Raw genomic sequence first — 13253 nt, 5'->3', positions numbered from 1 at the left:
CCGGCTTTTTGGTTGGAGAACCCATGCGAGCCATCATTCTTGCGGCAGGCCTCGGCTTGCGCCTGCAACAACCGCCCGAGGCGCAATTCCCGAAGTGCCTGCTGCGCTTCGACGACGTGTCGCTGCTCGAGCGCCATCTGCGTGTGCTCGACGCCGCGGGCGTCGATGAAATCGTGCTCGGGCTCGGCTTCCAGTCCGAGAAGGTCGAGCAGGAACTGAAGCGCCTCGGCCGCCATGCCGAGATCGTGATCAACACGCGTTACGACCTCGGCAGCGTGCTGACCGTGCACACCGTCGCCGATGCGATGACGCGCGGCGGTGACGTGCTGCTGATGGACGCGGACGTGCTGTATGACGAGAACATCCTGCACGCGCTGGTGGCCGATGCCGATCGCGCGGTCGACCGCCTGCTGATCGATCGCGACTTCGAGGCCGGCGACGAGCCCGTCAAGCTGTGCCTGAAGAACGGCGTGCCGGTCGAGTTGCGCAAGCAGCTCGCGGTCGACCTCGACTACGACACGATCGGCGAATCGGTCGGCTTCTTCCGCTTCACCGAAGGCACCGCGCGCCGCCTCGCGACGATCGTCGCGGGCTACGTCGACAGCGGCCGCGCGAACATGCCGCACGAGGAAGCCGTGCGCGACCTGCTGCTCGAAGGCGGCCATTCGTTCGACGTCGCCGACGTCACGGGTTCGCCGTGGATCGAGATCGACTTCCCGAACGACGTGGCACGCGCCGAGCAAGAGATTCTCCCCCTGATTCAACGCACTACCGCAGGAGCCGCACGATGAACGCACGCGAACCCAACTTCACCGAATCGCGCAGCGCACGCCTGCGCCGCATGCTCGTCAGCGGCGACCTCGAATTCCTGATGGAAGCGCACAACGGCCTGTCCGCGCGCATCGTCCGCGAAGCCGGCTTCAAGGGCATCTGGGCATCGGGCCTCGCGATCTCCGCGCAGTTCGGCGTGCGCGACAACAACGAAGCGAGCTGGACGCAAGTCGTCGACGTGCTCGAGTTCATGGCCGACGCGAGCGACCTGCCGATCCTGCTCGACGGCGACACCGGCTACGGCAACTTCAACAACGTGCGCCGCCTCGTGAAGAAGCTCGAGCAACGCGGCATCGCCGGCGTGTGCATCGAGGACAAGCAGTTCCCGAAGACGAACAGCTTCATCGACGGCGAACGCCAGCCGCTCGCCGAGATCGACGAGTTCTGCGGCAAGATCAAGGCCGGCAAGGATTCGCAGACGGACCCGGACTTTTCGATCGTCGCGCGCGTCGAGGCGCTGATCGCGGGCTGGGGGATGGACGAGGCGCTGCGCCGCGCGAACGCGTATGCGGAAGCCGGTGCCGACGCGATCCTGATCCACAGCAAGCTGTCGCGCCCGGACGAGATCCTGCAGTTCGCACGCGAATGGAGCGGCAAGGCGCCGCTCGTGATCGTGCCGACCAAGTACTACAGCACGCCGACCGACGTGTTCCGCCAGGCCGGCATCAGCACCGTGATCTGGGCGAACCACCTGATCCGCGCGTCGGCATCGGCAATGCAGGCCGTCGCACGCGAGATTCACGCGAACGAGACGCTGATCAACGTCGAGGACCGCGTCGCATCGGTCAACGAGATCTTCCGCCTGCAGGACGCCGACGAATACTCGGCCGCCGAGCGCATCTACCTGTCGTCGTCGTCGCGTGCGTCGAACGCCGCGATCGTGCTCGCGGCCAGCCGCGGCAAGGGGCTCGAGGCCGTCACCGAAGACAAGCCGAAGGTCATGCTGCCGGTCGCCGGCAAGCCGCTGTTGCGCTGGCTCGTCGACGGCTTCAAGAAGCATGGCGTGAACGACATCACCGTGGTCGGCGGCTATCGCGCCGACGCGATCGACACGTCGGGCATCAAGCTCGTCGTCAACGAGCGCCATGCGCAGACGGGCGAGCTCGCGTCGCTCGCGTGCGCGGCCGAACGCCTGAACGGCGACACCGTGATCTCGTACGGCGACCTGCTGTTCCGCAGCTACATCCTGCGCGACCTCGCGGAGAGCGAGGCCGAGTTCAGCGTCGTCGTCGATTCGTCGCTCACGGAGACCAACCAGAGCGTGCGCGACTTCGCGCTGTGCTCCGCGGCGGACGACCGCGGCCTGTTCGGTCAGAAGACGTATCTGCAACGCGTGTCGAGCGACGTCGCCGCCGGCACGCCGCATGGTCGCTGGATCGGTCTGCTGAACGTGCGCGGCGCGGGCGTCGAGCGCCTGAAGGCGATGCTTGCGACGCTGCAGGCGCGCCCGGATTTCGACACGCTCGACATTCCGTCGCTGCTCAACGAACTGATCGCCGCCGGCGAGAAGATCGAGGTGCAATACGTGCACGGCCACTGGCGCGGCGTCAACGATCTCGAGGATTTCCGCCGCGCGGGCGATTTCGCGCACGGCCAGACGCCGCTGTCCGAGCCGGGTGCCGGCAACGGGAGCGCGCAATGATCGAAGCGGCCCAGTTCGTCGAGGCCGCGCGCGAACGCGGCTTCGACTGGTACGCGGGCGTGCCCTGCTCGTATCTGACGCCGTTCATCAACTACGTGCTGCAGGACCCGACGCTGCACTACCTGTCGGCCGCGAACGAAGGCGACGCGGTCGCGCTGATCGCGGGCGCGACGCTCGGCGGCAAGCGCGGGATCGCGATGATGCAGAACTCCGGGCTCGGCAATGCGGTGAGCCCGCTCACGTCGCTGACCTGGACGTTCCGGCTGCCGCAGTTGCTGATCGTCACGTGGCGCGGCCAGCCGGGTGTGTCCGACGAGCCGCAGCATGCGCTGATGGGGCCGATCACGCCGGCGATGCTCGACACGATGGAAATCCCGTGGGAGACGTTCCCGACCGATCCCGAACAGGTCGGCCCGGCGCTCGACCGCGCGATCGCGCACATGGACGCAACGGGCCGCCCGTATGCGCTCGTGATGCAGAAAGGCAGCGTCGCGCCATATGAGCTGAAGTCGAACCCGGCAGCGACGCCGCGTGCGCACGTTGCCGCGCAATCGGCAGCACGCGCTGCGTCGCCGGCCGCGTGGCCGAGCCGCCACGACGCGCTGCAGCGCGTGATCGCGCACACGCCGGTCGAGTCAACCGTCGTGCTTGCGTCGACCGGTTTCTGCGGCCGCGAACTCTATGCGCTCGACGATCGACCGAACCAGCTGTACATGGTCGGCTCGATGGGCTGCGTGACGCCGCTCGCGCTCGGTCTCGCGCTTGCGCGCCCCGACCTGCGCGTGGTGGCCGTCGACGGCGACGGCGCCGCGCTGATGCGCATGGGCGTGTTCGCGACACTCGGGACCTACGGCCCGTCCAACCTCACGCACGTGCTGCTCGACAACGGCGCGCACGAATCGACGGGCGGCCAGGCAACGGTGTCGCGGCATGTGTCGTTCGCGGGCGTCGCGGCCGCGTGCGGCTATGCGTCGGCGGTCGAAGGCGACACGCTCGACGTGCTCGATGCAACGCTTGCCGCGTCGGCCAATGGCGCGCAGTTCGTGCGCGTCGCGATCCGCACGGGCGTGCCCGATGGCCTGCCCCGCCCGACCGTCACGCCGGTCGAGGTCAAGACTCGCCTGATGCGGCATATCGGCGCCGCGCAGGCTGAATCCCACGCCGAAGGAGCTCATTGATGCTGCTGCTGAACCCCGGCCCGGTCACGCTCACCGAACGCGTGCGCCGCAGCCTGCTGCAACCCGACCTGTGCCATCGCGAAAGCGAATTCTTCGATCTGCAGGATGAAGCGCGTGCGCGCCTCGTCGCCGCGTACGCGCTCGATCCGGCCGAATGGGCCGCCGTGCTGATGACGGGTTCGGGCACCGCCGCCGTCGAAAGCATGATCGCGGCGCTCGTGCCGCAGGACGGCAAGCTGCTCGTGATCGAGAACGGCGTTTATGGTGAGCGGATTACGCAGATCGCGACGCAGTATGGGATCGCGCATGATGTGCTGAAGCATGGGTGGATGGAAGCGCCGGATCTCGTGCAGATCGGCGCGCGGCTTGATGCGGGTGGGTATTCGCATGTTGCCGTGATTCATCATGAAACGACGACCGGCCGGTTGAATGATCTCGGTGCGATCGCCGACGTGTGCCGTGCGCGCGGTGTGAAAATGCTGGTCGATGGCGTCAGCAGCTTCGGTGCCGAGGCGATCGACTTCGCCGGCGGCGTGATCGACGCGGTCGCCGCGACCGCGAACAAGTGCCTGCACGGCGTGCCGGGCGCAGCGTTCGTGATCGTGCGCCGTAGTGCGCTCGCGAAGGCCGCGAGCCGCACGTACTACCTCGATCTCGGACGGCTTGCGAAGCTGCAGGATCAGCGGAATACGCCATTCACGCCGTCCGTGCATGCGTATTACGCGCTTGTCGAGGCACTGCGTGAGTTCGATGAGGCTGGCGGCTGGCGTGCGCGGCATGCGCATTACAAGGCGCTCGCGGATCAGGCGCAGGTTGGGCTCGCGGCGCGCGGGATGCCGCTGGTGTTGCCGGAAGGCGCTTCGTCGGTTGTGCTGCGCGCGTATCGGCTGCCGCAGGGCGTCACGTACGAGACGCTGCACGACGGGTTGAAGGCGCGCGGCTTCGTGATCTATGCGGGGCAAGGCGGGTTGTCGAAGGAACTGTTCCGGATTTCGACGATGGGCGCGATTCAAGCGGCTGATGTCGAGCGGTTGCTGGAGGGGTTTACGGCGTTGACGCGGTAACGCTGCTCCGTTCGTCGACAAAAGGCCCGCAAGGGCCTTTTTTGTTGTTCGCAGGGTTTCGGGAAGGAACAAACTTATTGGCGGCGTTTGGCGGGCAGCAGGTGAAAAGCGACTGGCTGGGTATTCAGTGGACTCAACATGCTCGCGTGAGCGGCTCGGCGCCATTTCGATGGTTGCTTCAGTTGACGGTTGCCCGCCAAACGCGCACAAGATCATGCGCGCGGCCGCAGGCGTTTCGGTCGGCGCCCTTAGCCAGGGCTCGTCATCGCGTGACAACGAGCCCGGGATTCCGCGAGCTACTCGTCACGCAAACTTTCATTCAAACGCTCGAGTACCGACCAGCAGGGAATCGGCATCTTGACGACTTGCGATGCCTTGCCGCCCCGTTTCACCCACGAACTGGTGACGATGCGACGGATCGTGTGATCGATCCTGTAGTGCGCCGTATAAATCTGATCGAGCATGCTCAGGACAAACGTCCCGTCCGCACATGGGCATAAATTGCCGACCTCGGGTGCGTTGAACTGCTGCTTGTCGAAATCGTGATAGATCCACGTCGGACGCGCAATCTTGCCTTGCTTGCATTTGAGCATCGAGGCATGCGTTGCGCACGCGATGCCCCCCTTTCCGAACAGCCAGACATAGTGCGCGTCGACCTCGATTCCGTTGTAGCTGGTCCAGTGTTCTGGACCCTCCACGGTGGCTTTCTCAATCCACTCCATCACATGCAGCTGATTACTATTGCGAATCCCGCCATACGTGAGCACCGAATTCGGTTTGGGCCGGTTTTCGCCGGTCAGGGCATCGGCGTCCGGGTCGTCCGGTAAAGCATTCGCCGGAAGATATACGGAGCGAATTTCCGCCACGCCGGTCAGAAACTGATTTCGAGTCAGTTGGGTTCTCTTCTGGTCTTTGTCGATCGCGTAATAGTGCATGTAGCGCACAGATACCTTGTTTTCGATCGCAAGCGAAACCAGTGTCTTGGTGTGACTGGCATAGACCTCGGGTGTGTCATCGTTGAACGCGAGCCCACTGACGTCGAGGAATCTTTCCCCGTGGGCGAGAAAAGGTTCGATCACGACAACGCCGTCGGACAGGTCGCCTCTGACCGCATCGAGAAGATGACGCGAAACTCGGCTGGGTCCCTCCTCAACCGTCAGGACCTCGTATTTGGGGGTGAACGAGTCGACCTGAGTCTTGGGGGTGTTGATGGATAGGCTAACAAGCCAACCTGTGTTTCTCTTGTAGTCCCACGCGAGCGAGTCGGGTTTGCCGTTACCCCGGGCGACGTACAGGATGAGGCCACCCCTCAAATATCCGATGTGAGCATAGAGTCCGCGCTCGCGCGCAACGGGCCGTACGGCTGTCACGATCTTGAGCATTTCCTTTTTATCCGATTCCCACGAAGCGGGAAGTGCTTTCACGAGTGCCGCAAGATGAAGCACGGCGTCATGGCACCGACGTCTAACCCCATCGGAAAGGGGGCTTGCCTTGTTCGTGTCTTGGGTTGCAGCTAACAGCGCTTCCAGTTTTCCTGGACTGGCCATGCAACTGAGCATCGTGTTTGCCGTCAGCAATTCGATATAGGTCTGGCACCACAGGCCGAGGACTTCAGGCCATCCCTCCTTGCTCTGGTTCGACTCCTTCAGAAGATATCCCGCCACTTTCCAGTTCCAGAAAACCGGGGTGTCGAGTTTCGCCTGATCCCTGTCAAGTCCCCAACCGAGTCCTATCAGCGCCATCATGAAAGTGTCGGCTTCGTCCTCGTTCGTGAGGGGCATGTCCAGAATTTCGTCGATGCTTCGTTTCACTATCTTCCGGCGCAGGTACTTGCATGTGCCGCTCGACAGCGATGTTTCGGTGTATGCCATTGCCAGAGTCAAACTCGTATCGCTGGCAATCTTCTCGATCTTGTAGGGTTTTGGCGGCGTATCGGAATCGAACGTGAGCCACTGACCGACCTCGGTAGTCGTGCTGAAGTTCGTACCGGTTCCGACGACTTCTTTTGAATGTTGCGTCAGCGAAACCGTGCCGGGAAGCGTGACTGCCGCTGCCCACTTCTGCTCACCCATGCATTTCGAACGCAGCGACGATGTGTAGCTGCTGACACCGAGGCCGAACCCCTTGATCGACTCGATTTCCTCGTCGGTCTTGAGCTGATCCAGCATTTTCTGAATCTTGCTTTCGAGCGAGGGTTGTTGCGGCGCGAAGAAACTGAGAATCTGTGCCACAACCGACAGCAGCGCGCCGATCAACACGCCCACCGGCCCACCGGTTGCCGTCGCGGCAGTCAGCATCGGGAGCACGCTCGCGCAGATGCTCATCATCGCTGCGGAGCCCGAGATATAGTCGCCCTTCTTGAATGCCTTGTCGGCTGCGTAAATGCCATTCACGAGAGCCGGAAGGTTCTTTGCGATGGAATCGCTGAGGTCCTTGTAGTAGGCGGATTTTTTTCCCCTTGCCACCGCCAGTTCATATTGCGCTTCGATCTGCCGTATATTGCTTGTCAAATTCGCCTGGTCGGCGGCGTCCATGCCATCCAGTTTTAGTTGCAAGAGCAGATCAACTTGCGCTCGGATTTGTTCTTCTACAGGCGTCGGCATGATTGGGTCCCCGTCTTGATTGTTGAGTGCAACATCGGTGTTCGCAGCTCATGGCTCTTGATCCGGCAGCGGCATATTCACCGCGTATGGATGATAGGTGGGAATTCTTTCGGAAACATAATCTGCAACCCCGTCGCTCAGTGCTTTCATCAATTCGTTGCATCGACGGGTTGAATCCGCAGCCGCTAGGCGACATCCACAGCAATCTGTAAAAAATGCTCTCCCTCACAGCTCCGAGAATCCTTCGTTTCGCCCCGCTTCTTGCGCTCGCCGCCGCCCCCGTGGTCCAGGCCGCCGACAATCAGCCCTGCGACGACGCAACCGTCACCGCCGTCGCCCGCTGGGCCGGCATCGCGAGCGCGCGCATCGCCACGCGCGACGCGGACCGGCTCGTCATCGCATCGGCGTGCAAAGTCATGCCCAACGCGCCGCAAACGACGATCGCGGCCGTCGCGTTCGATTCGCTGCCGAAAAGCAAAAACCCCGACGACAGCAACAAGCTGCAAGTCATCGCCCTTGTCGAAGGCGGCAAGGTCGTCACAGCAGAGCGGTCGGTGGTCGAAGAGGATGCGGCGACGGAAATCGGCGAGAACAGCTATCGCATCGACACAGCGCCCTATCGGCTGTCGCCCGACGTGCGCGCGTTCGGCGTCGTGTTCACGAGCAGCGCGCGCGGGCCGAGCTGCCCCGATGCGGATGCGAGCGAAGAACTGACGTTGTGGGTTCGCGAAGGCAATCGCATCCGTCCGGTGTTCGGCACGAATCTGTACGGCTGGGTCAGCGTCGAAGGCGAAGCCTGCGGCCCGGGCGTGGGCGACGCGCGCAGCGAAGAGGCACGCATGACGATCGCCGTCGAGAAAACGTCGAGCCACGGCTTCGCGGATCTGTCGATCACCGCCCACATCACGAAGACGCAGCGCAAGGACGGCGATTACTCGGATACGGGCAAGCGCACGGCGCGCACGATCGCCCACTACGACGGCAAGTCATACGGGATCGATATGTTCCGAAACTTCTGGTATTCGCCTGCCGCGATGAAGCGCTTCAAGTAAAGCTGCGGCGGCCCGCCCGCCTACTCCGCCACCTTCGGCCCGATCGCGTCGGTCGACGCCGGCATCCGCAGCGCGTCGTCCCGCACACGTCGCGCTTCACGCGCCGCGAAGCGATCCTTCAACCGCAGAAACGGCTTCTCGACGAGGAGGTAACTCGCCGTCGCGGCAATCAGCGCCCACACGATGCCGAGCGGAAACGCATGCGCGACCGGCAGATCCGGATTCGCGAACGGCTGCTGCCACAGATAAAGACTGAACGAGATCGTGCCGACGAACACGACCGGCGCGGCCCGCAGCCACCGCGCACACCAGAACTCGTTGCGGAAATTCAGCACGACGATCACGATCGCGATCAGCGCGGCTTCGATCGTCACGCCGTAGGTGGCATTCCAGAAGCCGCCGAGCCGATGTTCGGCGAGCGGCATCCCGAACAGCACGATGAAGATGAGCGCCGTCACGATCCGCGCTTCTCCATGCCACGAACGAATCCACGCTTCGAGCCGTTCGCGCTCGAGCGCCGCATAGCAACCGATCAGGATCGGATCGACGCCCGTATGCAGCATCATCCCGAGCTGTCCGCGCAGCGCCGGCGCGACGAAATACGTCAGCGCGCGCACCAGCGGCACGACCAGGATCAGCGCGGCCAGCCAACGCGTGCCGCGACGCCGGGCGCCGTACACGAACAGCAGCGGCCAGAACCAGTAAAACTGCTCCTCGAGCGCGAGCGACCAGAAATGGCCGAGATACCACGCGCCGTCCGGATGCAGCGCGTTATCGGCGGCCAGCCCGAACCATGCCGAGTAGTTCCACAGATGCAGCGCGGCATACAGCCACTGCCGCCGGTCGACATCGAGCCACCCGACGACGGCGAGCACGCCGACGGTCGCGAGATACACGTAGCAAGCCGGCCAGATCCGCAGCGCACGGCGCACGTAGAACGACGTCAGCGCGATCCCCCCGGTGCGCGCGAATTCCGCGCGCAGCACGTTGGTGATCAGGAAGCCGCTGAGAACGAAGAAGATCAGCACGCCGAGCCGGCCGTCGGCGATCAGCCGCAGCGGTGCGAACCAGCCGGTGTAGCCGCCGGGCAGCACGTGCTCGGCATGTCCGACCACCACCATCGCCACCGCGACGGCGCGCAACCCGGTCAACTGCGTGACGCGATGGTTCATCGACTGATTCCCGTTGGCACGGTGGAGGGACGATGCGCTGGCCGGCGCCCGCGAACGGCACGCCGATATGCCGCCGGGATTTTGTCTGAAAAATATCGGAATGAAATTGCTTAAAAAATTCCGCTGCCCATCCGGCCCGGAGCACCGGGCCGCGCCGCCCCCGCCGATCCGCACGCAATGAGCGGATTGAATGGGCATAATGACAAGCCTTGTCCGGCGGCGACCGGCCCGATGCAGACACAACGAATTTTGCGGCACCGCAATATCGGCGCGACCGGTACGGCGCCCGCACACCGGCCCGCGCCTCGTCCGCCCTCCTGTCGACCCATCCGGAGCCTGCCTGTGTACCCACCGATCGAACCCTACGCCCACGGCCACCTCGACACCGGCGACGGCCACCGCATCTACTGGGAGCGCTGCGGCAACCCGTCCGGCAAGCCCGCCGTATTCCTGCACGGCGGCCCGGGCGCAGGCTGCAGCCCCGACCATCGCCGCCTGTTCGATCCGGAGCGTTACGACATCCTGCTGTTCGACCAGCGCGGCTGCGGGCGCTCGATGCCGCACGCGAGCCTCGAGCACAACACGACGTGGGATCTGGTGGCCGACATCGAGCGGTTGCGCGAGATGGTGGGCGCCGAGCAGTGGCTCGTGTTCGGCGGCTCGTGGGGCAGCGCGCTGGCCCTCGCCTATGCGGAAACGCATCCGCAACGCGTGAGCGCACTCGTCGTGCGCGGCATCTTCACGATGCGGCGCGCGGAATTGCTGTGGTACTACCAGGAAGGCGCGTCATGGTTGTTCCCGGATCTGTGGGAAGCGTTTCTCGCGCCGATTCCGGAGGCCGAGCGCGGAGACCTGATGGCCGCGTACCATCGCCGGCTGACGGGCGACGACGAAGCCGCGAAGCTCGACGCCGCGCGTGCGTGGAGCCTCTGGGAAGGCCGCACGATCACGCTGCTGCCCGATCCGGCACTGGCCGCGCACTTCGCGGACGGCCACTATGCGCTCGCGTTCGCGCGGATCGAAAACCACTATTTCGTGAATCGCGGGTTCGTCGACGAAGGCCAGTTGCTGCGCGATGCGCATCGTCTCGCCGGCATTCCGGGCGTGATCGTGCAGGGGCGCTACGACATCGCGACGCCCGCGCGCACGGCGTGGGATCTCGCGAAAGCCTGGCCCGACGCGACGTTCGAGATCGTGCCGGGCGCCGGGCACGCGTACAACGAACCGGGCATCCTGAAGGCGCTGCTCGCGGCGACGGACCGGTTCGCCGGGTAAGCAATCACGCACGCGCCACGCAACGCCACGCGGCGCGTGGCAGCCGGCCATGCCGGCCTGCCCGCGCCGCCGCATTCAAAGCGCGGCTTCGACGATCGTCCGGCCGCTGATCGCCCGCTCGACGAGTTGTTCGTCGCCCACCTTGCGGATCGCATCGTCGAGCAATCCTTCCGGCTCTTCGGTCGCCACCTTCAGCAGGCCCGACAGGCCGCGCGCGTCGAGCACCACCAGCGTCTCCATCGAATCCGCGCGGCTCACGAGCACGCGGCGAAACGCCGGGCCGGCGCCGAAGCTCGCGCAAAGCGCAATCGTCTCGTTGCCGAGCGTGTAGTCGAAGTTCTTGATCATGTCCGCCGCCGTTGCAAGGGGATGGCGACGCGCGACGGCGCGGCGCCGTGACGTCGACGCACCCGCGCGTGCCGCCGGCGCCGGACCGGGGTCCGATCCGTTCGCCGGCAACACCATGCTAGGCGGGCAGTATTAACGGCGGCTTAAACGGCCGGCACAGCATCGCGTCCGGGTTTGGACGAACGTGGTGGAAGCCGGAATCTTCCGTCATCGCGCAACCCAAGCTCACCACGAATAGCCTTGCATGCCGTAATCGGTGTCGTGGCGGCGGCCCCACCACGGCAGGTAAGCGTTGTTGCCGCCGCGTGCACGGAACCAATCCTGGTTCGGATCGACCGGCGTGAGCTTCGACGGCGGCCTGACGACGACCGCGACGGGATGCTCCGGGTCGGTCGTGCCGGCAACCAATGCATTGCCGCCGAAGTGATTGATCCGGCCGATCGCAAGTGCGACGTTCGTCAATGCGCTACCGGTTCCCATGTCGCCGAGCAGCGCGGCCGTGTTGAAGGTCTGCTTCGTGTAGTCGTATTCCGGAAGGGTTTCGGTCAACGTCCGTGCGAGTGAAGCGATGCGTGACGACGCCGCGTCGCTGGCTTTACCCGCGTCGTGGAAGATGTACTGGAGGTCGGGAACCGCGACACCGGCATTGCGTGCCGCCTGATCGATGGTTGCCTTCCATGCTTGCACGGCACGCGTCGTGCCGACCTGCGGCGGAAAATCATGCGTATTGCCCGTTACAGCCTTGCCGATCCAGGCGAGCGGTTCGCGCTGCGTGTTGAAGTTCGGGCCGGCGAGGAACAGCACGACAAGGTTCTCGTTGATCTGCGCATCGGTGGGCGGGAAGCTGGGCGCGTCCCAGTTGATCGCCCACGCCGTCTTGTCGGGGTTTTCCTGCAAGTAGTCCAACGCGTTGTTCAGCGACGTAAAACCGGCGTTCGCGCCGCCTTGCGTGACCTGAATGTCCGGGAGCGTATCGCGACTCCACATCGTCGGGAAATGCGGATTTCCGATAGAAAATGACCTTCGGATCGAATCTCGCAAGTAGCTTTCCGATTCCACCGCATCAAGTCGATTTGGAATCGCAAGTTCAACATGAATGCCCGCCAGTTCGCGCCAGTCATTTTTATGGTTTGGCGCGACCGTGTAGAAGTATTTGGGATTGGCGGCATAGCGCGAACTAAGCAGTAGAGGAAACTTGAACATGTATTTACGATAGAAGCCTCTCAAGGTCTCTTTCCCCCGATTGCCGTACACCAACGCTCCGATCGACTGAAGCGTCGCAAATGATTTCGGGTCGGTACGCACCATGTCATCGTTGTTGTTCGGCGCGACTAACCCTTGAGTCCACAACAATTGCCATTCGGTCGGATAGTCCATACGCTGCAATGGATTCAACCAGACCATACCGACAATCTGCGCGACGAACGGCTTCGCCGACTCTTCGGCTGCTAGTGCTGGATCCCCCGCAGGCTCTTTGGCCGGTATGGCTTGCGCCGGCCGCATCATGGCCGTGGTGAACAGAAACACCATAAGTGCAGCCAAGCCGGGTACCACAACGAATCGTTTCATCCAATCTCCTATTTCCAAATGCGCCGGGTCGGGTTGCGCTACGTGCGCCATCAGCGTGGCCATGAGCACGGCGGTGATCAGCCATGTCGAAACGGCGATGGCAACGCGTCGCGGCCATGTAGCGATCAGTGCCTTCATACGAGCCCCCCGACCTTCAGATAAAACTCACCTTTACGTTCATCCGTTATCGTGTCAGGCATCTTGCCTTCGCTATCTTCGGCATGTATCCATTCATGCATCGACAGATCGTCAAGTTTTCCGCGCGCGAAATATTCGAAGTACTTTTTGTTTGGATCGTCATCGGCGAGGCCCTCTCCCATCCGCCAATCCGCCTCAATCCGCAAGTCGTAGAACTGTTCGGGCGTCAGGTAGCACAAACCCACAGCAACGTCATAAGCAAGCGCCTTCTCGGCATGCTCGGGATTGGTCATCGTCGTGGAGTGATTGGTCGGGCTATTCGTCGCACCACGATCGAGCCAGTCGACGATCTGCTTGTCGCGCCATTCCTTGTAGCCTTCC

Annotated in this window: 11 protein-coding genes; 6 read left to right on the top strand and 5 right to left on the bottom strand. The window is 63.6% G+C overall.

Going from position 1 to position 13253, the window contains the following annotated elements; translation table 11 throughout:
* The first annotated feature begins 23 nt into the window (after positions 1-23).
* Genes ACTJKF_RS03395 through ACTJKF_RS03380 form a run of 4 tightly spaced genes read left to right on the top strand, consistent with a single transcriptional unit; the run spans position 24 to position 4715 of the window.
* The gene (locus ACTJKF_RS03395) at positions 24-791 is read left to right on the top strand and encodes an NTP transferase domain-containing protein (protein WP_440622159.1); all 768 of its coding nucleotides are present in this window, start codon (positions 24-26) and stop codon (positions 789-791) included.
* Positions 788-2473 (top strand): phosphoenolpyruvate mutase, encoded by a 1686-nt coding sequence (aepX, locus tag ACTJKF_RS03390; RefSeq protein ID WP_440622158.1) that lies wholly within the window; start codon positions 788-790, stop codon positions 2471-2473. Before ACTJKF_RS03395 ends, aepX begins: the two co-directional genes overlap by 4 nt.
* Positions 2470-3651 (top strand): phosphonopyruvate decarboxylase, encoded by a 1182-nt coding sequence (aepY, locus tag ACTJKF_RS03385; RefSeq protein ID WP_440622157.1) that lies wholly within the window; start codon positions 2470-2472, stop codon positions 3649-3651. Before aepX ends, aepY begins: the two co-directional genes overlap by 4 nt.
* Positions 3651-4715: a 2-aminoethylphosphonate aminotransferase gene (locus ACTJKF_RS03380; protein ID WP_440622156.1), complete on the top strand. Its 1065-nt coding sequence runs from the start codon at positions 3651-3653 to the stop codon at positions 4713-4715. The genes aepY and ACTJKF_RS03380 overlap by 1 nt, the downstream gene beginning before the upstream one ends.
* 296 nt (positions 4716-5011) lie before the next feature.
* On the opposite strand, the gene ACTJKF_RS03375 is transcribed toward ACTJKF_RS03380, so the two are convergent.
* On the bottom strand, positions 5012-7318 hold the full coding sequence (locus ACTJKF_RS03375) for a hypothetical protein (RefSeq protein WP_440622155.1): 2307 nt from the start codon (positions 7316-7318) through the stop codon (positions 5012-5014).
* 215 nt (positions 7319-7533) lie between these two features.
* On the opposite strand from ACTJKF_RS03375, the gene ACTJKF_RS03370 reads away from it, so the two are divergent.
* Entirely contained in the window at positions 7534-8370 is an 837-nt protein-coding gene (locus ACTJKF_RS03370; protein WP_440622154.1) for a multidrug ABC transporter ATPase, read from the top strand.
* 20 nt (positions 8371-8390) lie between these two features.
* Here the strand turns inward: ACTJKF_RS03370 and ACTJKF_RS03365 are convergent, their stop codons facing one another.
* The gene (locus ACTJKF_RS03365) at positions 8391-9542 is read right to left on the bottom strand and encodes an acyltransferase family protein (RefSeq protein ID WP_440622153.1); all 1152 of its coding nucleotides are present in this window, start codon (positions 9540-9542) and stop codon (positions 8391-8393) included.
* 342 nt (positions 9543-9884) lie between these two features.
* On the opposite strand from ACTJKF_RS03365, the gene pip reads away from it, so the two are divergent.
* A complete protein-coding gene (gene pip / locus ACTJKF_RS03360; protein ID WP_440622152.1) occupies positions 9885-10817 on the top strand; it encodes a prolyl aminopeptidase in 933 nt (310 codons plus the stop codon).
* 75 nt (positions 10818-10892) lie between these two features.
* Here pip and ACTJKF_RS03355 read toward each other — a convergent pair whose 3' ends face one another.
* From ACTJKF_RS03355 to ACTJKF_RS03345, 3 genes are all read right to left on the bottom strand, one after another.
* Complete coding sequence (locus ACTJKF_RS03355) at positions 10893-11165, bottom strand: hypothetical protein (RefSeq protein WP_059450605.1); 273 nt, start codon at positions 11163-11165, stop codon at positions 10893-10895.
* A 225-nt stretch (positions 11166-11390) separates the two neighbouring features.
* Entirely contained in the window at positions 11391-12872 is a 1482-nt protein-coding gene (locus tag ACTJKF_RS03350) for a virulence factor (protein ID WP_440622151.1), read from the bottom strand.
* Positions 12869-13253 (bottom strand): effector protein Tle3 domain-containing protein (locus ACTJKF_RS03345; RefSeq protein WP_440622150.1); only part of this gene is annotated, 385 nt, incomplete at its 5' end. The genes ACTJKF_RS03350 and ACTJKF_RS03345, both read right to left, overlap by 4 nt.

The organism is Burkholderia sp. 22313 (assembly GCF_052045245.1).
GTDB lineage: Bacteria > Pseudomonadota > Gammaproteobacteria > Burkholderiales > Burkholderiaceae > Burkholderia.
The sequence above is the reverse complement of the archived record's forward strand: the minus strand, read 5'-3'. Positions and strand labels throughout refer to the sequence as shown.

Excerpts from the sequence above, each read along its gene's own strand:
- ACTJKF_RS03380 (WP_440622156.1), top strand. The coding sequence starts at position 3,651 with ATGCTGCTGCTGAACCCCGGCCCGGTCACGCTCACCGAACGCGTGCGC.
- ACTJKF_RS03350 (WP_440622151.1), bottom strand. The coding sequence starts at position 12,872 with ATGAAGGCACTGATCGCTACATGGCCGCGACGCGTTGCCATCGCCGTT.
- ACTJKF_RS03395 (WP_440622159.1), top strand. The coding sequence starts at position 24 with ATGCGAGCCATCATTCTTGCGGCAGGCCTCGGCTTGCGCCTGCAACAA.
- aepX (WP_440622158.1), top strand. The coding sequence starts at position 788 with ATGAACGCACGCGAACCCAACTTCACCGAATCGCGCAGCGCACGCCTG.
- ACTJKF_RS03375 (WP_440622155.1), bottom strand. The coding sequence starts at position 7,318 with ATGCCGACGCCTGTAGAAGAACAAATCCGAGCGCAAGTTGATCTGCTC.
- ACTJKF_RS03365 (WP_440622153.1), bottom strand. The coding sequence starts at position 9,542 with ATGAACCATCGCGTCACGCAGTTGACCGGGTTGCGCGCCGTCGCGGTG.
- aepY (WP_440622157.1), top strand. The coding sequence starts at position 2,470 with ATGATCGAAGCGGCCCAGTTCGTCGAGGCCGCGCGCGAACGCGGCTTC.
- ACTJKF_RS03370 (WP_440622154.1), top strand. The coding sequence starts at position 7,534 with ATGCTCTCCCTCACAGCTCCGAGAATCCTTCGTTTCGCCCCGCTTCTT.
- ACTJKF_RS03355 (WP_059450605.1), bottom strand. The coding sequence starts at position 11,165 with ATGATCAAGAACTTCGACTACACGCTCGGCAACGAGACGATTGCGCTT.